The organism is Endozoicomonas sp. ONNA1 (genome assembly GCF_024606325.1).
Taxonomy (GTDB): domain Bacteria; phylum Pseudomonadota; class Gammaproteobacteria; order Pseudomonadales; family Endozoicomonadaceae; genus Endozoicomonas_A.
In genome coordinates this window covers 1-21,257 of the sequence record NZ_JAHHPN010000016.1, presented here as the reverse complement: position 1 = coordinate 21,257, position 21,257 = coordinate 1, and the positions used below count along the sequence as shown (strand labels likewise).

The window sequence follows — 21,257 nt, the reverse complement described above, 5'->3', positions numbered from 1 at the left end:
CGTTAAAAAGTGGCTCAAAATGCTCATTTACTCGCTGTAAACTGCGCTTTTTCGCCACTTTTTGCCTTGTCACAGCTTTGCTCGCTACTTTAGCGACACCCTCTAAGAAGAGGGGAACAGGTCGTTCTGGTAGCCAGTTCCTGATCAGGGCTCTGACTATAGTAAAGGGAAGTAATAAGTCAGGGCATTATCATGGAGTTGAGAAAATGGGTACTTGGCGCCGCTATTTTGCTGATTCCGATTGCAGGATACGCAAAGCCAATTTACAAGTGTCAGGTTAATGGCGATGTGGTCTTTACAGAAGAGAAGTGTGACAGCAATGCCAAACCAATTGAGCTCAAGGGGTTGGCGGCACCGCTTGAGCCATTTGATATCGATAAGTTGCGGGGGATGGACGAAAAGTTACGCGTCCAGATGATCGAAGATCGCATTGCTCTGAGGCAGAAGCGGATTCGGACCTATCGTAATCGTATGCAGAGCGAGCTGAAAAAACTTCAGGGAAAAATCAATAAAAAGACCCTGGAGAACAAGAGCCTGCCCCGCAACAGTGTTCAGGAAAAAGAGCTCAATACTCAACTGAAGTCTATTGCAGACAATGTTGAGCTGGATACCAGGGGAACCCTGTCTGATCAGATGAATGCGGTTGTAGTCCGTTATAAAACCCTGATTGAAGCGGAACAATTTCAAATTGAACTGTTGTTGCAGGAGCTCAGGGTTAACCAGATGATGCATCAGAACACCTCCCGGAATCCCTGAAATTTCTTGTAAATTCACTTGCAAGCTCTGGGTACCGGGTTCACTATTCACTCCGATGAAAATCGTCAAAAATGTGCTTGATGCCGGTACTCTTTTAGGGGAATGTCCCCGCTGGCATGAGCCCACGTCTACCCTCTACTGGGTTGATATCACCGGAAAGTCTCTCAACAGCTGGCAACCAGAATCCGGCGCCCGGCAGTCGTTGAGTCTGCCTGAAGAAATAGGCTGTTTTGTGTTCAGGGCGTCTCATGGGCTGGTAGCGGCCTTGCGTTCCGGCTTTGTATTTCTGGATTCCATTGAGTCGGGTCGAATAACTCCTATTTGTGACCCGGAGTCTGATAAACCTCACAATCGCTTGAATGATGGTCGTTGCGATGCTTTGGGGAGGTTCTGGGTGGGATCTGTTTATCCACCGAAAGACAAGTCGGATGCCTGGATCTACATGCTGAATAATCAGCTGGATTGCCAAAGAAAGGCAGGGCCATTTTTAACCAGTAACGGCATCGCTTTCAGTCCGGATAATCGAACGATCTACTATGCGGATTCACCTGAGCAGATTATTTACGCCTGCGACTTTGATCTTGAAAGAGCTGAGTTGAGCAATCGCAGGGTGTTTCATCGATTCCCCGCTGGAAAGGGACGTCCGGATGGTTGTGCTGTCGATGAAGAAGGTTGTTACTGGACAGCACTCTTCGCTGGCGGAGCAGTTGTCAGATTATCGCCCGGCGGGGTCCTTTTGGAGACCATAAGCTTACCCGTTAAATATCCAACCATGGTCGCTTTTGGTGGTGATGATTATTCAACATTGTACATCACCAGTTGCCGTCAGGCCTGTTCTGATGAGGAGCTGGAGTTGTATCCTGAGTCGGGCTCCATTTTTGCTATAGAGATTGAAATCAGTGGCCTGAAAGAAAATCGATTTGCTCTTTAACCAATACAGTTGTTTAAGTGTTTTTCCTTTCTGATAACCGCTGTTTTCGTGCCTGTTCATGTCCTATCGAATCAGTATTTCCCATAACCCATTCGTGTTTTTGTCTGTGAGGGTTTGTTTCTGATTGATCTATGTCAATTTTAATCCACATTCGAATCGTTATAGTGGCGGCGAGAAAAACGTTTGCGCAAACGTTTTTCTGCATCCTGATCATCGGCAAGCAATATATATCCGATAGCCATGAGCTTTCTGCGAAGAAAAGCTCGCTAATGCAACGAACGGTGGCCACCATGAAAAAGACCAGACTTCTCAATTCACAGCTCTCCGGAGCCATTGCCAGTCTGGGCCATGGGCAAGGGTTGACTGTCTGCGATTGCGGTCTGCCCATTGGTGACAGTGTTGAGCGAATTGATCTGGCTTTGACCCATGGTGTTCCGGGTTTTCTGGATACTCTGGATGTAGTTTTTTCTGAAACTGTCGTAGAAGAAATCATCATTGCCAAAGAGTTTGCCCAGGTCAGTCCGGAGTTGTATCAACAATTCGCTGAGCGTATTCGACGGTTGGGAGAAGAACAGGGGGCTCCTGTGAAAGTTGTTCAGGCGACTCATGAGTCCTTCAAGGCCCAGTCCGACCTCAGTAAGGCAGTGGTTCGTACCGGGGAATGCACACCCTATGCCAATGTTATTCTGAAATCTGGCGTTGCTTTTTAAAACAGCCTTGAGCTGATTAACAGCCTTGAGCCGATTAAGAGCATGAACATGAAATGCCGTCGCTTTCATACCTCTGAAAATGGCATTGTCGTTGTGAGCAGTCTTTAGGAGGATGTGGTGAGTACCCAGTCAAAATCTGAACCTGTTTTCCAGATGAAAGATGTCATCAAGATATTTCCCGGTGTTCGGGCTCTGGATGGCGCCTGCTTAAATATTTATCCTGGCCGGGTAATGGCACTCTTGGGAGAAAACGGTGCCGGCAAGTCAACTCTCATGAAAGTCATGACGGGTATCCACAGGTGTGATGAAGGCCAGCTGAAGTACCACGGTGATGACGTGGTTTTCAGGAGTTCCAGAGATTCCCGGGAGCGCGGTGTCAGCATTATCCATCAGGAGCTGAACCTGATTCCTGAATTGTCTATTGCCGAGAATATTTTTCTGAGTCGTGAACCTATGGGGCGATTCGGCAGAATTGACTGGAAAACCATGCGTGAGGAAGCGCAGAAACTGCTCGATCTGCTGGATGTGCCGTTTGATCCCTCAACACCAGTGGGCAAGCTGAGTATTGGTGTTCAGCAGATGGTAGAAATTGCCAAGGCGCTGTCGTTTTCATCGCAGGTGATTGTAATGGACGAGCCGACAGATGCTCTAACCGATAAAGAGACTGAAAGTCTGTTCAAAGTGATTCGCCAGCTGCGCAGTGAAGGTAAGGGCATCGTTTATATCTCCCACCGTCTGCAGGAAATTTTCCAGATCTGTGATGACGCTACCGTCATGAGGGATGGTCGTTTTATTGCTGAAACGCCGGTATATCAGCTGACTGAGGACGACATCATCGAACAGATGGTAGGTCGCTCCCTTGAAGAACAGTATCCCCGCATTGAAGTAGAAACCGGTGCCCTGGCGCTGGAGGTGAAAAATCTTTCTGCCCCGGGTGTTAAAGGTATCAGTTTCCAGCTGAAAGAAGGTGAGATCCTTGGAATCTCAGGCCTGATGGGCGCAGGACGAACTGAACTGATGAAAGCTCTTTACGGTGCGAATGCCGCCCAGTCTGGCGAAATCCGGGTAGCGGGTGAAGCAAAGCAAATTAAAACGCCGGCTGAAGCTTTGCAGTCAGGGATTGTCTATATCTCTGAAGACCGTAAAGGGGATGGTCTGGTGCTGGAGCTTTCGGTGTCTGAAAACATGAGTCTCTGCAGCCTGAAACGATTCCAGAGTGCTATCGGGAAGATTAATCGCAGCCGCGAGATGGACTCGGTTCAACACTTCATTAAAGCCTTCAATATCAAAACCCCTTCGGCTAAACAGCTGATCAAGAATCTCAGCGGTGGTAACCAGCAAAAAGTGGCCATCGCTAAGGGTTTGATGATCAATCCAAGAGTGCTGATCCTGGACGAGCCTACCCGTGGCGTTGATGTTGGTGCCAAGAAAGAAATCTACCAGTTAATCAACGAATTCAAGAATAAGGGCATGAGTATTTTGCTGGTGTCGTCTGACATGCCGGAGGTTCTTGGCATGAGTGACCGGGTTCTGGTGATGCATGAAGGAAAAATTACCGGTGAATTTGATCGTCAGGAAGCCACCCAGGAAAAATTGATGCGTTGTGCCGTTGGTAAGGCAGCGTAAGAGGAAATATTATGACTGAAAAAACCTTACGGTCAGGTGCATTCAGCCTTGGGCTTACAGGCAGCCCTGAGCATGTAAAGAGCAGCGTTAGTAAGTTCCGCATCAATAAAGATTTTCTGTTCGAGTACAAATCTGTTATTGCCCTACTGATCTTCATGGTGGCGGTCTCCATGATCAGTGACAGCTTTTTCAGCACTAACAATATGCTGAATATCCTGCGACAGACTTCTATTAACGCCATCATTGCGGTGGGTATGACCTTCGTCATCCTGACCAGTGGTATCGACCTGGCCGTTGGCTCCATTCTGGCACTGAGTGGTGCTCTGGCGGCAACCCTGATTGGCATGGACTTCAACATTATGCTGGTGGTGACCCTGACTCTCGCAGCTGGTGCTGCCATGGGAGCCATGAGTGGTTTGATAATTGCCAAGGGAAGGGTTCAGGCGTTTATAGCAACACTGGCGACAATGACTCTGCTCCGTGGTGCCACAATGGTATTCACCGACGGTCGTCCCATCTCTGCCAGCAGCGGTGCTGCTTCTGATGCGTTCTCATTTATCGGCAGTGGCTACTTGTTTGCTATTCCTTTCCCGATTTACCTGATGGCATTCACCTTTTTAGCAGCATGGTTCGTGTTAAATCACACACGACTGGGTCGTTACGTCTATGCTCTGGGTGGTAACGAAGCTGCTACTCGTCTGTCCGGTATCAACGTCGATCGTATCAAACTGGCTGTTTACTCCATTTCTGGCGGTCTCTCCGCCCTGGCAGGATTGATTGTCACCAGTCGTCTGGCTTCGGCTCAGCCTACAGCGGGTAATAGTTACGAGCTGGATGCAATTGCTGCGGTAGTGCTGGGTGGAACCAGCCTGACAGGTGGTAAGGGACGGATCACCGGTACTCTGGTTGGTGTGCTGATCATCGGTATCCTGAACAACGCCCTGAACCTGCTCAATGTTTCTTCCTACTACCAGTTGATTGCCAAGGCTCTCGTTATCCTTCTGGCTGTCCTGGTAGACACTCGTTCCTCCAGACAGTCTTAAGAACAACGCTACTTTCCGTCGTGGAAGTGGCCGTCTGCCAATATAAGGCCGGAATAAACCGGCCAAACAATCGACCACGAGGTTGTTCTCCATGATTTTCTCCATGAAAAAAACATTAGCCATTGCCCTGGCTGCAGGTCTGGCTCTGACAGGTTGCAGCAAGCCTGAAGAAGGCACTACGGGTACTGAATCCTCTGACGCTTCCGGTCAGAAATCGATGGCGCTGGTGGTGTCTACCCTGAACAACCCTTTCTTTGTCACCCTGAAAGAAGGGGTTGAGAAAAAAGCTCAGGAGCTGGGCTATGACTTGGTGATTCTGGATTCCCAGAATGATTCTGCAAAGGAAATGACCAATACTGAAGATCTGACGGTGCGTGGTGTTGATGCCATCCTTCTGAACCCTACTGATTCAGACGCTGCAGCTAACTCTGTGCGTGCTGCCAACCGTGCTGAAATTCCGGTAGTTACTCTCGATCGTGGGGCTAATGGCGGCAATGTGGTGTCTCATGTGGCTTCCGACAACATTGCCGGTGGTGAGATGGCCGGTGAATTTATTGCCAGTAAGCTAGGCGGAGAGGGTCAGGTGATTCAGCTGGAAGGTGTACCGGGCACGTCCGCTGCTCGTGAGCGTGGTGAAGGTTTCATGAAAGCCATCAAGGGCACTAACCTGGAGCTGGTGGCCAGTCAGCCAGCCAACTTCGACCGTACCAAAGCTCTGAACGTTACCGAAAACCTGCTACAGGCTCATCCGGATGTTAAAGCCATTTTTGCCCAGAACGATGAAATGGCATTGGGTGCCCTGAAGGCCGTACAAGCTGCGAAAAAAGACGTCATCGTCGTAGGTTTTGATGGTACGGATGAAGGGATCCAGTCTGTTCAGGACGGTGGTCTGGCTGCCACTATTGCCCAGCAGGCATCCATGATTGGTGAAATGGGTGTGGAAACTGCGGATAAAGCTATCAAGGGCGAAGAGGTGGCAGTCTATACACCGGTTGAGCTGAAACTGATTACTAAGCAGCCCTGAGCCGATAATGAGTATGACCAGACCTTTGGACTGATCATAGAAGCGAAGATAGAGATAGATTCATGACCAAACAGATTCTTGTTCTTGGCAGTGTGAATGCAGACCATGTACTGAAAGTAGAGTCTTTTCCCCGTCCCGGTGAAACTGTCACTGGCAGTCGCTACGATGTTATTCCCGGTGGTAAAGGTGCCAATCAGGCAGTAGCGAGTGCCAGACTGGGCGGCAACACCCGCTTTCTTGCCTGTGTAGGACAAGATGCTTTTGGTCATGAAATTGTCGACAAGTTCGCAGAAGATGGTATTGATACTTCCCTGATTGAACAGGTGGAAGGCTTAAATACCGGTGTCGCCTTGATTTTTGTCGATGGGCGTGCAGAAAATTGCATTGGTATTGCTGCTGAAGCTAATGCAGCATTAACCCCTGAGCGGGTTCTGGATAAGAAAGCCGGGATTGCCGGTGCTGACTACCTGCTCATGCAGTTGGAAACCCCGCAAGCTTCTATTCTCGAGGCTGCAAAAGTGGCGCGCAGCAACGGTGTTACTGTTGTTATCAACCCGGCACCCGCACGTCCATTGTCTGATGAACTGTTGGCCAACGTTGATACAATCACGCCCAATCAGACAGAAGCAGAACTGCTGACAGGTGTCGCTGTCAATGATCCGGAAAGTGCCTGTCAGGCTGCCTCAGTGCTCCATGACAAGGGAATTTCAACGGTTGTTATCACTATGGGAAGAATGGGTGCGCTGATTTCTGATCAGACGGGTGCCCGAATGGTTCCCGGTTTTGAAGTATCAGCAACCGACACCACCGCTGCAGGCGATACGTTTAATGGTGCACTGCTAGTGAAGCTGGCTGAAGGATTGGATATAGACAGTGCTGCACTTTTTGCCAACGCCGCAGCAGGCATTTCTGTGACTCGCAGTGGTGCGCAGACATCTATCCCGGGAAGGGATGAAGTAGAACAACTTCTGGCAGAACGCATTGCGCATTGCTCAGAAGTACAACAGATTGTGGCAGAACGGTAAGAGAACGGCGCTATGGCAACGATCAAGGATGTTGCAAAGCAGGCAGGAGTTTCCATCTCAACGGTCTCTCATGTTCTGAACGGTACCCGGTTTGTCAGTGAAGATAAGGCATTCCGGGTCAGAAAGGCGGTTATAGCATTGAACTATAAGCCCAGTGCTGTTGCCCGCAGTTTAAAAACGAATAAAACCTACACCATCGGTATGCTCACGGGATCCAATGCCAACCCGTTTTTTGCCGAAGTGATTCATGGTGTTGAAGCCACCTGTTATGAGCGGGGCTATCATCTGGTTCTGTGTAACTCCGACGACAATCTGGATAAACAGGCATCTTATTTGCGGACTCTGGAAGAAAAGCGCATTGATGGCCTGCTGGTGATGTCCGCTCACAGTGCCCCGGGTTTTTTTGAAATGCTGAGTGAGCGTTGCCAATGGCCTCTGCTTATCCTGGACTCTCCGGCTCCGGGTCTGGAAGCCGATGTCATTATGGAAGATCCGGAGCAGGGCGGTTACGAAGCAACCCGTCACCTTCTGGAAAAAGGGCATCGCTCTATTGCCTGTATTAGTGGTCCGACAAAGTTATCGCCGAGTTCACAGCGACTGGCAGGTTATCATAGGGCGTTGGAAGAGTTTGGGATACCGGCCGGGAGTGGCTGGGTTGTTGAAGGGCGTTTGACAGCAGAGAGTGGTTTTTTGGCAGCCAATCGTCTGCTGGATGACCTGGATGCTGGCCAGCAGCCACCATCGGCCCTGTTTGTCGGCAATGATCTGATGGCCATGGGGGTAATATGTGCACTTCAGACCCGGGGTTACAGGATTCCGGATGATATATCCGTGATAGGGTATGATGATATTGAACTTGCGTCGTATACATCGCCGCCATTGACCACGATTCATCAGCCTAAGGCTGAGCTGGGCAGGCTGGCTGCGGATACACTGATTGCACGTATAGAAAACCCGGGTCAAAAGCCTGAGGTAAAAACGCTGCGTTCAACATTGGTTGAACGTCAGTCTGTTAAATCAACGCTGTAAATCCGGACTATAAGTTTTTTCATTCAGACAGTCATGAATACAGATACAATCCTGAGTAGTTCCTGATGAATAGTTCCTGACTATTGTAAGAAAAATGATTGCCAGAATAAAAAGTGAGGATCGAGAGGCCAATGAATCAGTTAGAGCAACTCAAGGGTATGACAAAAGTAGTGGCAGACACCGGCGATATCGAAGCCATTCGTCGATACCGGCCCGTGGATGCTACGACTAATCCATCCCTTATTCTGAAAGCGGCAGAGCTGCCTGCCTATGAGCCACTTTTTAACCATGCCCTGGAGCACGGCAGATCCAAATCTGATGATAAAATGGCACAAGTCAGGCATGCCTGTGATTGGTTGGCCGTAGCGATTGGTAAGGAAGTCCAGCAGGTCGTACCGGGTGTTGTCTCAACAGAAGTCGATGCTCGTTTATCCTTTGATAAAGATGCGACCATTGCCAAAGCTCTTGAGCTGGTTGCCTTATACCGTGAGCAAGGCGCTGACCCTGAGCGTCTGCTGATCAAGATCGCCTCTACCTGGGAAGGTATTGAAGCTGCAAAGGTACTTGAACAGGAAGGCATCCGTTGCAATCTGACTCTGCTGTTCAGCTTTGCCCAGGCACAGGCCAGTGCTGAGGCCGGTGTATTCCTGATTTCTCCATTCGTTGGCCGTATTCTCGACTGGCACAAAAAAACAGAAGGTCGTGACTTTAAAGCGGCTGAAGATCCGGGTGTTGTTTCTGTGACCCGCATATACAACTACTACAAGCAGCATGGCTATAACACGGTGGTCATGGGTGCCAGCTTCCGTAACACGGGTGAGATTATTGAACTGGCGGGTTGTGATTGTCTGACTATTGGCCCGGGCCTGCTGGATGAGCTGGAGAAAACAGAAGTGACTGTTGTTCAGAAACTGTCTCCGGAGAACGCAACCTCCAGTCATAAAAAAGTGATACTGAACGAACAGGCGTTCCGCTGGGCTATGAACGAGGATGCTATGGCCACGGAAAAACTGGCCGAGGGTATTCGTAACTTTGCCAGGGATCAGGTGAAGTTGGAGCGACTGGTTGAATCCAGGCTGTAATGCTTTCAGAAAAAAACGACATCAGACCTTAAGCAGATATCGAAATACTCGGTATCTGGTTCAGGCTTTCCGGAGTAGTTTGGGTCTTCCATATTGGCATGGCAGGCAACTTTCGTTTTATGTATGGCACACTGATTCACAGACTCACTGGGAGGCGCTGCTATGAAACCCGGGACACCTTTTTATCCTCCAGACAACTATTCGTCATCACGGAGCATAATTTCCAGCCTATGGCTGGTTTTTGTGCTGCTGGTATTTTGCACGGTCGGAGTAAAAGCGGCTTCGACTGAAGCGCTCATGGATATGGATGAAGCCTACGGCCAGTTGGAGCAAAAACTGAATCTCACCGACGAACAAAAGCCCAAGGTAGAAGCCATCCTGAAGGAGAGCAGGGCGGTTATTAAAGAGATTCGGGCCTCCGACGAGAATCGGCTAAGTAAAGCCAGGGCGCTCCGTAAAAACAGGGATGAAACCAATAAGAGACTCGCGACGGTATTGAACGATCAGCAGATGCAAACCTATCGGGAACTTCGTAAGGAAATGCGGGATAGGCTGAAAGAATACCGCGGTCAGAAAAAGTCTGAATAGATGTTCAAGGATAAACGTCAGGAGTCACCCGAACGCCTGACGTTAAGATCAGATCCGGATAAGACGCATTGTCAAAAGCCAGCTCAATGAAGAATGCAGTCCATCCATTTTCAGGGGCTTGGGGGCAGAATTGATAGGTCCAGGGTCTTGAGTGGACAGGCGTTATGTGAGTTGCCTGAAAACGTATACCAGCTTGTTGCAGTACATCTTTTCGGAAGTCTCTGGCGTCGGGGTTATGGCAAACCCAGACACGCGCAAGCTTAGGTTCAAGGCTGGTTCTGATTTCCAGGCCACCGTCATCCAGCAGTCGCCAGTTCATGGCGGGCATGTCCTGCTCCGAAATCAGCGCACCAAAGACAGAAGCCATAATCTCATCGATGTTCACAGCACTATCCCGGCCCAGATAATGGCTGGCATTCGGCAAGTACCTGAGCCAGGTTAATTCAGATAATTTCGGATAATAGAAACGGGCAGAGTCCGGTGGAAAGAACTCATCGCAACTGGCGTTAACAATAAACGTGGGCAGGAAGAGCTGATTTCTATAAACAAAAGGGTCGATATCATTGAGTAATTGCTGCATACCCGGAGAGTCCAGCTTTGACAGAATGTCATGATCATTGTCGGCATAATCGCGAATGGCACTGGCAAAGCCGCCGTAAACATTCAGATGATGATGCATACAGGCTTGTATGTTCAGTGCATCAATCACCATTGGAATAAGAGCCATGACCCTCTGATCAGCAGCTGCCGTCAACCATGAAATCCAGCCCCGTTTGGAAGCCCCGGCGATAATGAAATCATCTATTCGGGTGGACCCTTTTTCACTGAACTTTTTACTGAACTCACACAGGGCATCCATGGTTCGGATTACACTCTTAACCATGGGCCACTGGACGGGCATAAAGCCGTTGTTTTCAGGATCTTCCAGAAAGGCTTGCCAGGAAAAAGCAACAAGATCATCTTCCGACCTGGGAACACCATCCTGAAAGGTCAGAGGCTGGTTGGGCACGTCTCTGAGAACGGCTACCGGGGCTTTAGTGAGTTGGCATAATCGTGCACCATCGACGTTATGTGAGGGTGTGAGTTCAAGGGATGGGTCGTGCCTCGATCCTCCATGAATCATTAGCAGACAGGGGTTGTCTGAACCTTCTTCAGGCCAATAGAGCGTCAGGCGGTGTTGCCATTCGGGTTGACGGAGACCAAAGCGAATGCCTTCCTGCCAGGTCTGGGAAATAAGTTCTAAGTGACTCATTGTGACGGCTGGAAACTCGTCAGAATAACAGGTTTCAAGGCAGCGCCAGCTGAAGTTGTCATCTTCTCTATTCAGGAAGTCCAGAAATTCAGGATTCAATGCCAAGCCTCTTGGTTGCTGGAGTTCATTTCAGTGTCATCGGCGGTTATTGATAGAATACAAGCCGGTATTCATTTTGTAGTCAGTCTATCGTTTTTGTGGAAAAAAGATTCGATCTGGCGAACTTTTTTTGTTCCTTCAGGGTCGAAGAGAGCAGTAAACATTTATTTATTGGGTACAGGTTCTGGTTAAAGCCAAAAAATCGGCTAAACATTATCTTGCCTGATCATGAAGTTTCTGGAGTCTCATGTGCTGATTGTTGCCGAAACCCCCCGACTGATCCTTCGAACCTGGCAAGAAGCCGATTTAAAGCCGTATGCCGATATCACGGGATCGGTTCAAAAAGAACCGCGTTATGGTGCTCACTCCCCCGCCTCTGAAGCAGAAACCGACCTCTGGCGTTTTCAAATCGAACTTGACCAGAGGGGCTGGTCTCGTTGGGCGGTTGTGCTTAAAGAGACTTACCAGCTGATTGGCAGCTGTGGATTTTCAGCCTATGGCGATACTGTCGAAATGAGCTGGCGATTCAGTCAGGAGTATCGTGGCCGCGGGCTGGTGATTGAAGCGGCTGAAGCAGTGACCGACCTGGGGTTCAGAAGATTGGGCTTCAAGGAAATCATCTCTTTTGCTTCACCTCAGAATGAATTTGCCCTTGATGTGATTGAATCATTGGGCATGAGTCTGGCGGGGTATGAAGGCTGGTGTAATGTAACGGTTGCCCGGTTTACTCTGAGTTCGGCAGAAGCTCTCAGTCCCCACCATTAGGATTGCTTCCGGATCGGAGATATCTCTCGTGTATTGGTTGGCAGTCTCGCCAGTCTGGGAACCCGTTGTAAACGGGCTTCCCCTAAAGCGAGCACTTTTCCGAACGATCATTCAAGCTGAGAACAATAACGGAGTCGCATTACATGACCTATCGATTTGTACACTTCTCTGATCCCCAGTTAGTTCCAGCGGGAATGTTGAATTATGACATTGACCCACAGGCAAGGTTGAAGCACTGCGTCGACACACTTTTGCAGCAAGTGCCGGAATCCAGCGCTTGCATCATCACAGGTGACCTGACTCACTGGGGCGAAAAAGAGGCCTATAAAGCCTTGAAAGAAGAACTCGACAGGTTGTCTTTCCCGGTTTACTGCCTGATGGGCAATCATGATCACAGACAAAATTTTCTGGATGTTTTCCCAAACCATCCAAGGCAGCAGGAGGGCTTTATCCAATTTACGGTTGAGACAGAACTGGTCAACCTGATCTGTCTGGATACGCTGGATGACAGAAAACGCAGTGGGGTTCTCTGCGAGCAAAGACTGGCATGGCTGAAGCATGAACTGGAAGCTGCAAACAAACCGGTTTGTCTGTTTATGCACCATCCTCCATTTGAAACGGGATTGGCAAGCATGGACAGGGATAATCTGGTCAATTCAGAAGCACTCAGGTCAATGATTCAGCCCCACAAAGAATGGATCAGGCATTTGTTTTTCGGTCATTTGCACCGCTCTGTTTCGGGTCATTGGCAGGGAATCAGCTTTTCATGCCCACCTTCTCTGGTTCATCAGACACCTTTTAATTTTGATAACCCCAAGCCTGACTCTGTTTCGCCAGAGCCTCCGGTTTATAACCTGGTAGATATTCATCCCGACAGACTGGTTGTCCACACTCACAATTTTTTGCATGATTCTCCCGCTATTAACAGCAGAGCCTGTCAGCGCTATCAAAAGCCTCTGGACCCTGAATTATGAAATTTAATGAACCTGCACTTCTGAAAAACTGGGAAAAACGTTTTGTAGAATTTCTGCAAGACCGGGATTGCGAGGATGCCTCTCACGACATTTCCCACTTTCAGCGGGTCTGGAAAACGGCACAACAGCTGATGGATGAAGGCCATTTTGACATTAACCGGCTGGTGGTTCTTGCTGCCTGTTATTTTCACGATATTGTTGTGTTGCCAAAAAACCATCCGGAGCGCTCGAAAGCTTCCACCCTTTCGGCTGAAGAGACTGAAGTTTGCCTGAAATCTCTGGCGTTTCCTGAAGACCTGATCGCTGCCGTGTGTCATGCAGTAAAAACTCACAGTTATTCCGCTAACATCCCCCCTGAAACTTTGGAAGCTGAAGTGGTTCAGGATGCGGACAGGATGGAAGCCCTTGGGGCGATTGGCATTGCCCGTTGTTTTTATACGGGTGGCAAGCTGGGCCAGAAACTGTTTGATCCTGAAGACCCTATGGGGAAAAACAGGACACTGAACGATCGTCAGTACTCACTGGATCATTTTGAAATCAAGCTCTTGCAGATTCAGAAGACCATGAAAACAGAGCCCGGGCGCAACATGGCAGTTCGTCACAGCGACTTTTTGCAGTCCTTCCGAACTCAGCTGTGTAAGGAGCTTTCAGGCGACTACAGCTAAATAAAGTCTTGGTTTTTTTTGTATCTTTGTACTATTAACCTCTTAGCAATCTGCTTATACTTTCCGGCAATCTTGTCGGAGCGCCACGGGCTGAGACCGAAAGTTTTTTTTTCGGAATCCGTAGAACCTGCTCAGGTTAATACCTGCGAAGGGAACAAGATGGCCTATCCGGCAAGCTATTTCGAAACAGTCGTGAACTGGAAAACAGTCTTGAACTGGAAAACAGTCATGAACTCAACGTGAAGGATACTGAAACGATGGCTTGCGAGAAAAATGCGTCCGGTTTTGACCGGCAGTTACTGATGGACGCCTGTCGCCCCTTTCCCAACTCCCAAAAAACCTATGTAACAGGCAGTCGCGAAGACATTCGTGTCGGTATGAGAGAAGTTCATCTGCACGATACCCCTGAGCGTTTTGGTGGCGGCAAGAATGAACCGGTTCGGATTTATGATACGTCGGGCAGCTACACAGAGAGTGGTGTTCCTCATGATTTGAATGAGGGCTTGCCGGGTTTGCGCTCAAAGTGGATTGAAGAAAGAGCTGATACTGAGCTGCTCAACGATCGGTCCTCAGAATTTGCCCGCTCCCGTCAGTTTGATCTGCGTCTGCAGGAGATTCGCTTCAAAGCACTAAGAACACCCCGCAGAGCCAGGGCGGGCCAAAATGTCTCACAGCTGTATTACGCCAGACAGGGGATAATCACTCCTGAAATGGAGTTTATTGCGATTCGTGAGAATATGGGGCGTGCTGAAGGCTCTCACATCACTCCAGAGTTTGTCAGAAAGGAAGTCGCTGAAGGGCGGGCCATTATCCCGGCCAACATTAATCACCCTGAGTCCGAGCCCATGATTATCGGGCGTAACTTTTTGGTGAAGATCAATGCCAATATTGGTAATTCTGCGGTGACCTCTTCTATTGAAGAAGAAGTTGAAAAGATGCTCTGGTCTGTTCGCTGGGGTGGCGATACGGTGATGGACTTATCCACAGGCAAGAACATCCATGAAACCCGTGAGTGGATTATCAGGAACTCGCCAGTGCCTATCGGAACGGTGCCTATTTATCAGGCTCTGGAAAAGGTCAAAGGCAAGGTGAAAGACCTGAACTGGGAAGTCATGAAGGACACCATCATCGAGCAGGCAGAACAGGGCGTGGATTACATGACGATCCATGCCGGTGTCCTCAGGGAACATGTTGCTAAAACCAGAAACCGGGTGACAGGTATTGTTTCCCGGGGGGGAGGTATTCTGGGGCAGTGGGCAGAGATGCATGATGCCGAGAATTTCCTTTACGACAATTTCCGTGAGCTGTGTCAGATCTGTCAGGCGTACGATATCAGCCTGTCTCTGGGTGATGGTTTGCGACCTGGTTGTATCGCCGATGCCAACGATGAAGCGCAATTTGGCGAACTGAAAACCCTTGGGGAACTGACAAAGATTGCCTGGGAATACGATGTTCAGGTCATGATTGAGGGACCGGGCCATGTGCCCATGCACCTCATTAAGGAAAACATGGAGATGCAACTGGAGCACTGTCATGAAGCGCCTTTCTATACCCTTGGGCCTCTGACGACCGATGTGGCACCGGGCTATGACCACATTACTTCAGGTATCGGAGCTGCCATGATCGGCTGGTATGGCTGTGCGATGCTTTGTTATGTCACACCCAAAGAGCATCTCGGTCTGCCTGATAGAGATGATGTAAAAGCAGGTCTGATTGCCTATAAAATTGCCGCTCATGCTGCTGATTTGGCCAAAGGTCATCCCGGTGCCCAGATACGTGATAATGCTTTGTCCAAGGCGCGCTTTGAATTCCGCTGGCTGGATCAGTTTAACCTGGCTCTGGACCCCGATACGGCAAAAGCCTATCACGATGAGACATTACCTCAGGAAGGTGCGAAGGAGTCAGAGTTCTGCTCCATGTGCGGACCTGATTTCTGTCCCATGCGGATGACTCAGGATGTTCGCGAACTGGAAGAAACTGCCTGAAAATAAACGCTGGGAGTCAGTCGTCTGGCTGACTCCTTCTGACCTGTCGAGTATATGACGTAACCACTGCTTGCTAATCTTTTGGGAGTGCTTTGCTGAATCCAGGAGGTCATAGTGGTTCCGTTTTCTCCTCAATCATTTCTGAGTTTCTTTCAATCCCGTAAAGACGCTGCAGGCCATTACCCCATCCTTGATAGGGGGCAATTGTCATCGGAAAAAGTCGGTTGGGTTCGGGGGCCGTCTGATAAATACACTGCTTTTTGTCGCTCCGTAAAAATTTATTACGAGCGAGAGAACGAACTCATGGATAAGCCGGAGTTGCAGGGTGTTAGTCGTATAGTACAAACGGCCACCGGGACTGCAACCCCGCTGTTCAAAAGAGATGTGTCAATCACAAATCCGGCCACGCCAAGAAAAGCCAGTGAGTGGAATGATGAGTTTGTAGCCGTAAATCAGGCCAGCCTGACGGTACTGCATGAGGCTGAGGTTGAGTTGGTTCAGTTACTCTTGAACAAAGCGCCAGAATATGAAATACAGGCAGCAGTTGAAAACCTGATAACAATGTTCTGTTTGACCACTAAAAGCAGAGACGGGGGTGACTGGGAAGCCCATTTAAGGGACTTTATGGAATCCGAGAAAGTGGATATCCGGATTCAATGTGCAAGGCACCGGGCTCCTGATGAAGAGAAACCTTATGACGTAGCCTTGCCCCATGCAAGAGCAAATGCATCAGGTAAAAGAGTCTTCACCTCACCGCATACGGGTGATCTGGACCTGCATTTTGGCATGATGGATCGTGCTATTGATTATTTCAAGGCAAACCCACCCAGAGGCGTTCAACATACCAGACAGGATCGGAAGCAAGCCGGCTTTAGTCATGCACTTGATAATGTCAAGCAGCCTCGACGATTGTCTCCAAACACGCCACCGAAATTAAAAGAGAAGCTGATCGACGAAGCCTGCCAGTTATTTGTAGCGATTATCGGAGACAGACAATACGGTTTGACCGTTCAGGATATGAAACAGGCTTATCGGGATAAAGTGATGACCGATGAAATGGTCAACGCCTGTCTGGATAATATGCAGTTTGATGATCCTCAACTCAACGAACTGGGGCGTTTGGTTCAGGAAGGCAAGTTAATGTACGGAGCTTTTGCCACAGATGACGTTGACTCTACACCTGTCTTTACCAATCTTGAAGACTTACTGCAGTTCTTGAGGGAGTCTTCGGAATCTACTGACGACAGCAACGAGTCGGATGATGAAGATTGGCAAACGTGCCAGAGCTCATTGAGCGATGTGAGCGATGACTTTGTTGGCCCACAGCTACCGGTAGCAGCAGCAACAGCAGAGCAGCTTGAAGCCTTTAAAAAAGCTCAGGCATTCAACCCGGATGTAAAAGATGCAGACCTTGCGGTGGCTGTTGATCTTTTAAATACCGATGAAGAGCTGGCACGTGGAGTTCTGAATAGAAGTCCTCTTCGGCAGGATTACATCCGTGAGTTTTCCGGGTTAATTGTGGTAACGGCCAAAACCAGGGTTCCATCAATGGAAGGAGCCTCTGTCGCTGAGCAGACAGCTCAGCAGACAGCAATGACACCTCCTGCCATTCCGGAAAAACCGCCCGTAGCTTCTGCTGCGATCGCTATGCCATTAGAGCAGGCTTCATGGCCATTGTCGGGAATGGACGACACTCAACAACAATTCCTGACTATGAAGGCCCGGTGGGATAGTCTGCAGCCATCCCGCCAGCAACCCGACCGGCTTGTCAGTGAGCAGTTTAATCAGCATCCGGTTAATGCAGGCTCCTTTGAGAATGCTGAAAGTGATCTGGAAGAACAGCATCGACAGTTGCTAAATGAGATGCAACAGAATATGGACGCAGAAACATTTGACCTGATCAAGGAAGATATGGATCGGGCTCATAACTGCTCCAGAATTAAACTTGAATACCAGTTCGGACGGATTGATAAGGATGAAGCCAAACGGCAGATAACCGAAATAAGTTTTGGCGGTGAAAGAGCAGGTCACCTTGCCGAGCTGGATAGACTGACACCACATAAGCAGACGCTGATTTCAGCCGATGAAGAAGTTGAATTTGAACTGCTTAACAGCGTTGTGTCTGAACTGTATAAAAGACAGGCTGCGGGTAACTCAAACTGTCAGGGCTTTGCCAACTCTCTGGAGCACTTTGCCAGAGGCAGGGGTTATAACCAGGTTCATGGCATTTCAACGCCGATAGAGCTTGCTTTTGATGCCAGTCAGACGACACCTATTGTGGGTTGGGTTCAGGTTGATGGTCTTGAGGAAAAGCAGCATCACCATGAGTTTCAGAATCGTGTGGGTGAATTTTTCGAAGCCATCAAAAAGGGTCAGCAAAGACAGCCAGATGCGGCCAAAAGACCATTAGCCGAGGCTTTTGATAGTGACCGATACGTTGTCCTTAAATCGGGTACCAGTGGTGGTGCAGGCCACTATACCTTTGTGCAAAGACTGAAGTCATCCGGGCGATTTATCGTAGTGGATGCGCAAAACAGGCAGATGTTTCCTGTATTCAATCCCGATGGCACACCGACGGATGAAGCCAGGGCGTACTTCAACAATGTCTCCGTCCAGGCGTACTCCCCAGAGTTTTTGAGTGATGAGCACTATGACAGGGAGATTGACAGCACTAACCTCTGTCTGGCTAATGATCGAAATTATGGCCATCTGATCGGGGTCTTTGAGCATCTGGAAAGAGTGCCTGAACAATGCCAGAAAAGTATTGAAGAGGCCGCTGACTGGTTATCCACAAATGTGAACGGAGCACCTGCCAGAGATGAAATTATCAAAGGGTTGGAAAAAGCTCCCGGGCGTGAGCTATGGTCTTCGCTGTGGGATGGGACCTATCAGCTCAAAAGACCCAGTGAAGTCGAGCCTTTGAAGCAACGTTTTGACGTCTTCGATCCAAAGAAAGGGCAAGACTGGTGTCGCTATCTGATCAAGAATCTGGGGCGTCTGACCGCTGAGCAAAGAAGTACACGTCGAACGGCTTATGAAACGTTTCAACAACTCAGAAACAGCGATACACAGATTGATCAGGCGATGAAAGATGTTCAGGAAACCAACTTTAATGCTGCGTTTCCGACAGAGCGGGAGTGGGATGAGTTCTGTGGTCCTGATGTAGATATGAACGTAAAGGCTAATATCGACAGGGCTGAGCAACAGGTGATCAATGCTCAACCGATTAGTAAACCGGCTGCAATGAAACAACTAATGGATGACTTATGGAAGTTATCTCCAGCTGCATCACAAAGTCGAAAGCAGGCTGCTCAGGAACTGGTACAGATTCGACCTGAACTCCAATTGAGTCCGGTGGAGGTAGAAGCGAATCTATCCAGATGTTTCTCTGAAGCGGGTTGGGATTTCCTCTGGGGAGGGTTGAACCTGAAGCGCAGCCAGATGAGTTCTCTGCAGATGAGAATGGACCAAGCGAAAGTATCCAGACCCAATGAAATGAAAGCATTGATGGTTGAGGTGTTAAGGCTTTCTGATCGTGCTGCCAGAGATATAAACCTTGCCTCGCAGGAACTGGCTGAGATACGACGCGATTTAGGTCTTAGAGCTGAAGAGATCGAAAGAAACTTGAAACGGGCATTCCCGGGTGATGACTGGAAAATACAAAATCGTGCTCTCAGGGGGAGGGCTAGAGAAGTCAAAGACGATATCAAGCTGAACCTGATGGATCGTGGTCGTCAGGTCATGACCTGGGGGCAAGATGTGCAGGGGCCAGTAGTTGAAGCCAAAGCACCGGAAGCAGTGCAGGCCATACCAGAACCTGTGCTGGTTCGCGAGTCAAAAAGATTGGAGAAATCAGAAAACATTGGGGAAGTGCTGGCGCACATCAAGCCTGGCGAACCTGTTGTGGTCTGCTTTGATTTGGATGAAACGCTCATCGCCAAAGATATAGTGGCTGGTGGTCGTCAAGAGAGGCGTATGGTCAATCCTGATACGGCCAAAATCATTCAGGACATTCGAACAAAGGCGGGTCCGGGTAATGCCAAAATTATCCTGCTTACCGCCAATGAAGAAGACTCTTTGAGAGAAAAACTTGAAAAAACGCAACTCGACAGACATCTGTTTGATGATGCAATCACGATCAAAGTCCAAACTGGGCCACTGAAAACCAAGGGTCAGGGCTTGCATCACTACCTCGACACATCCGGGCACCCGGCACAGCACGTCGTTATGGTAGACGACGTGCAGGGCATGTTGGATTCTGTTGAAAAGGCCGCTGATCAACGTGGCATACCCTATACAACATTCCACTTTTATGGCGCTAAACCGATGACCTACAGGGTGGATTTTGCTGCTATTAAAGACACGTTCATGTCTGAAGATGGAGAAGGTCCTGATATCAGTTTTGAGCGATTTACTGAGTTGCAGGTGCTGTCCGATGATAAGGGTTGGAATTCTGAAGAATTGAAAGCGATCTATATAAACGAATCGCCTCTAATGAGAGGTAAGTTTGATAGTTTGAAAGTGTTCAACGCCAGTTTTGACTGGCGAAACTATAAATTACCCAGAGACTATCAGCCTCCCCGGCATTTGGGGAGACCGGTGATTGGTGTTAAATAATCAGACTATCTGGGACAAGGTTTGGATAAGAGACTCGGTTTGAGCCTTATTGCCCAGATTAATTCTTAAACCGACTCTGTCGCTTTCATCGGCTTTTGGTCGAACCAGAATATGGTGAGCCCTGAGGTGTTTTTCGATCTCATCCGGATTATTTGGGAATGTCCAGATAAAGTTGGCGACACTGGGCCAGTAATCAATCCCTTTCCTGTTCAGAAAATCTTCAAACATGGGTTTGGAGACCTCCATCACTTCTTTAACATACAGTTCGGTGTAGCCCGGGTTGGAGAGTGCTGCATCAATTGCAACCACCGCCAGCTGATTGACGTCGTAAGGGCCACGAACATTCAGCAGTGCTCGTATATTCCCGCTATTACTGATGACATAACCGAGACGAACAGAAGGCAATCCCCAGGTTTTTGAGAAGGTGCGGGTAATCAGCAGGTTGGGGTACTGCTCAACGATATCTGCTACCGTTTCCTGTGTGTATTCAAAATAACATTCATCCACAAGAATGGCGGCTTTGGGTGCTGCGGCTGCAATTTCAAGAATATCTTCTCTGGCCACACCAGTACCCGTTGGGTTGTTGGGATTGGCCATCACTATAAGCCGGGTTTTGTCGGAAATGGCATCAAGCACGGCCTGCTTGGGAAAGCCTTGATCTACAGAATACGAAGGCTCAATGATTTTAAGGTTTTCTACCTTGGCGACCTGTTGATACATGGCGAATGAGGGGCCGGGAATAATGGCTTCTTCACCTTCACTGCAAGCTGAGCGGATGATCAGATCAATACCCTGATCGGAGCCGTTGGTGATCATCACCTGTGCGGCATCAACATTGCAGTATCTGGCAATCTTTGAAGCAATGTTCCCGTAGGATGGGTAGCACTGCAGACGATCATCCTGAATGAAATCAATCAACGCCTGTTTTACTGAAGGGCAGACTGGCAGGGTACGCTCATTAAAGTCCAGCAGCAGGTGGTCATGAGGGTCCCGGCCTTCCAGAGGTGGGGTATAAGCTCCTATTTGGGCAATGTGGGATTTAAAAATACTCATGATCAACGTGCCTGCTTGCTCTTGTAGTCCTGA

Annotated in this window: 17 protein-coding genes and 1 riboswitch; of the genes, 15 read left to right on the top strand and 2 right to left on the bottom strand. The window is 49.0% G+C overall.

Annotated elements, in window-relative coordinates; all coding sequences use genetic code 11:
- Window positions 1-192: 192 nt before the first annotated feature.
- The 10 genes from KDK19_RS00330 (at window position 193) to KDK19_RS00285 (ending at window position 9,814) form a co-directional block, all read left to right on the top strand.
- Window positions 193-756 carry a hypothetical protein gene (locus KDK19_RS00330; protein ID WP_257255572.1) on the top strand — a complete coding sequence of 188 codons (564 nt, stop codon included), beginning with the start codon at window positions 193-195 and terminating at the stop codon, window positions 754-756.
- Window positions 757-811: 55 nt separating this feature from the next.
- A complete protein-coding gene (locus KDK19_RS00325; RefSeq protein WP_257280838.1) occupies window positions 812-1,687 on the top strand; it encodes an SMP-30/gluconolactonase/LRE family protein in 876 nt (291 codons plus the stop codon).
- A 131-nt stretch (window positions 1,688-1,818) separates the two neighbouring features.
- Window positions 1,819-2,397 (top strand): D-ribose pyranase, encoded by a 579-nt coding sequence (rbsD, locus tag KDK19_RS00320; protein ID WP_257291095.1) that lies wholly within the window; start codon window positions 1,819-1,821, stop codon window positions 2,395-2,397.
- A gap of 117 nt (window positions 2,398-2,514) precedes the next feature.
- A complete protein-coding gene (gene rbsA / locus KDK19_RS00315; RefSeq protein ID WP_257255644.1) occupies window positions 2,515-4,023 on the top strand; it encodes a ribose ABC transporter ATP-binding protein RbsA in 1,509 nt (502 codons plus the stop codon).
- Window positions 4,024-4,034: 11 nt separating this feature from the next.
- Window positions 4,035-5,066: a ribose ABC transporter permease gene (rbsC, locus tag KDK19_RS00310; protein ID WP_257291094.1), complete on the top strand. Its 1,032-nt coding sequence runs from the start codon at window positions 4,035-4,037 to the stop codon at window positions 5,064-5,066.
- Between the two features lie 103 nt (window positions 5,067-5,169).
- Window positions 5,170-6,090 (top strand): ribose ABC transporter substrate-binding protein RbsB, encoded by a 921-nt coding sequence (rbsB, locus tag KDK19_RS00305; protein WP_257291093.1) that lies wholly within the window; start codon window positions 5,170-5,172, stop codon window positions 6,088-6,090.
- A gap of 62 nt (window positions 6,091-6,152) precedes the next feature.
- Window positions 6,153-7,115, top strand: coding sequence for a ribokinase (gene rbsK, locus KDK19_RS00300; protein WP_257255564.1), 963 nt, complete (start codon window positions 6,153-6,155; stop codon window positions 7,113-7,115).
- A 12-nt stretch (window positions 7,116-7,127) separates the two neighbouring features.
- Window positions 7,128-8,144 carry a LacI family DNA-binding transcriptional regulator gene (locus KDK19_RS00295; protein ID WP_257255563.1) on the top strand — a complete coding sequence of 339 codons (1,017 nt, stop codon included), beginning with the start codon at window positions 7,128-7,130 and terminating at the stop codon, window positions 8,142-8,144.
- Between the two features lie 131 nt (window positions 8,145-8,275).
- Window positions 8,276-9,226, top strand: coding sequence for a transaldolase (gene tal / locus KDK19_RS00290; RefSeq protein ID WP_257255562.1), 951 nt, complete (start codon window positions 8,276-8,278; stop codon window positions 9,224-9,226).
- Between the two features lie 162 nt (window positions 9,227-9,388).
- Window positions 9,389-9,814: a Spy/CpxP family protein refolding chaperone gene (locus tag KDK19_RS00285; protein ID WP_257280842.1), complete on the top strand. Its 426-nt coding sequence runs from the start codon at window positions 9,389-9,391 to the stop codon at window positions 9,812-9,814.
- A 4-nt stretch (window positions 9,815-9,818) separates the two neighbouring features.
- On the opposite strand, the gene KDK19_RS00280 is transcribed toward KDK19_RS00285, so the two are convergent.
- Window positions 9,819-11,165, bottom strand: coding sequence for a PhoPQ-activated pathogenicity-related family protein (locus KDK19_RS00280; protein WP_257255559.1), 1,347 nt, complete (start codon window positions 11,163-11,165; stop codon window positions 9,819-9,821).
- A 249-nt stretch (window positions 11,166-11,414) separates the two neighbouring features.
- Here KDK19_RS00280 and KDK19_RS00275 point away from each other — a divergent pair, with 249 nt between their 5' ends.
- From KDK19_RS00275 to KDK19_RS00255, 5 genes are all read left to right on the top strand, one after another.
- Window positions 11,415-11,930, top strand: a complete 516-nt coding sequence (locus KDK19_RS00275; protein WP_257255558.1) for a GNAT family N-acetyltransferase — start codon at window positions 11,415-11,417, stop codon at window positions 11,928-11,930.
- A 143-nt stretch (window positions 11,931-12,073) separates the two neighbouring features.
- On the top strand, window positions 12,074-12,904 hold the full coding sequence (locus KDK19_RS00270) for a phosphodiesterase (RefSeq protein ID WP_257291092.1): 831 nt from the start codon (window positions 12,074-12,076) through the stop codon (window positions 12,902-12,904).
- Entirely contained in the window at window positions 12,901-13,569 is a 669-nt protein-coding gene (locus KDK19_RS00265) for a phosphohydrolase (protein ID WP_257255556.1), read from the top strand. The genes KDK19_RS00270 and KDK19_RS00265 overlap by 4 nt, the downstream gene beginning before the upstream one ends.
- 66 nt (window positions 13,570-13,635) lie before the next feature.
- Window positions 13,636-13,740, top strand: a riboswitch (TPP riboswitch).
- 131 nt (window positions 13,741-13,871) lie between these two features.
- On the top strand, window positions 13,872-15,554 hold the full coding sequence (gene thiC, locus KDK19_RS00260; protein WP_368736424.1) for a phosphomethylpyrimidine synthase ThiC: 1,683 nt from the start codon (window positions 13,872-13,874) through the stop codon (window positions 15,552-15,554).
- Window positions 15,555-15,668: 114 nt separating this feature from the next.
- Window positions 15,669-20,171 carry a DUF2608 domain-containing protein gene (locus tag KDK19_RS00255; protein WP_257291091.1) on the top strand — a complete coding sequence of 1,501 codons (4,503 nt, stop codon included), beginning with the start codon at window positions 15,669-15,671 and terminating at the stop codon, window positions 20,169-20,171.
- Here KDK19_RS00255 and KDK19_RS00250 read toward each other — a convergent pair.
- Window positions 20,172-21,257, bottom strand: a 1,086-nt coding sequence (locus KDK19_RS00250; RefSeq protein WP_257291090.1) for a histidinol-phosphate transaminase, incomplete at its 5' end; no start/stop codon positions are given.

Coding starts and splice junctions, on each gene's coding strand:
- KDK19_RS00330 (WP_257255572.1), top strand. CDS start 193: ATGGAGTTGAGAAAATGGGTACTTGGCGCCGCTATTTTGCTGATTCCG.
- KDK19_RS00325 (WP_257280838.1), top strand. CDS start 812: ATGAAAATCGTCAAAAATGTGCTTGATGCCGGTACTCTTTTAGGGGAA.
- rbsD (WP_257291095.1), top strand. CDS start 1,819: ATGTCAATTTTAATCCACATTCGAATCGTTATAGTGGCGGCGAGAAAA.
- rbsC (WP_257291094.1), top strand. CDS start 4,035: ATGACTGAAAAAACCTTACGGTCAGGTGCATTCAGCCTTGGGCTTACA.
- rbsB (WP_257291093.1), top strand. CDS start 5,170: ATGAAAAAAACATTAGCCATTGCCCTGGCTGCAGGTCTGGCTCTGACA.
- rbsK (WP_257255564.1), top strand. CDS start 6,153: ATGACCAAACAGATTCTTGTTCTTGGCAGTGTGAATGCAGACCATGTA.
- KDK19_RS00295 (WP_257255563.1), top strand. CDS start 7,128: ATGGCAACGATCAAGGATGTTGCAAAGCAGGCAGGAGTTTCCATCTCA.
- tal (WP_257255562.1), top strand. CDS start 8,276: ATGAATCAGTTAGAGCAACTCAAGGGTATGACAAAAGTAGTGGCAGAC.
- KDK19_RS00285 (WP_257280842.1), top strand. CDS start 9,389: ATGAAACCCGGGACACCTTTTTATCCTCCAGACAACTATTCGTCATCA.
- KDK19_RS00270 (WP_257291092.1), top strand. CDS start 12,074: ATGACCTATCGATTTGTACACTTCTCTGATCCCCAGTTAGTTCCAGCG.
- KDK19_RS00265 (WP_257255556.1), top strand. CDS start 12,901: ATGAAATTTAATGAACCTGCACTTCTGAAAAACTGGGAAAAACGTTTT.
- thiC (WP_368736424.1), top strand. CDS start 13,872: ATGGACGCCTGTCGCCCCTTTCCCAACTCCCAAAAAACCTATGTAACA.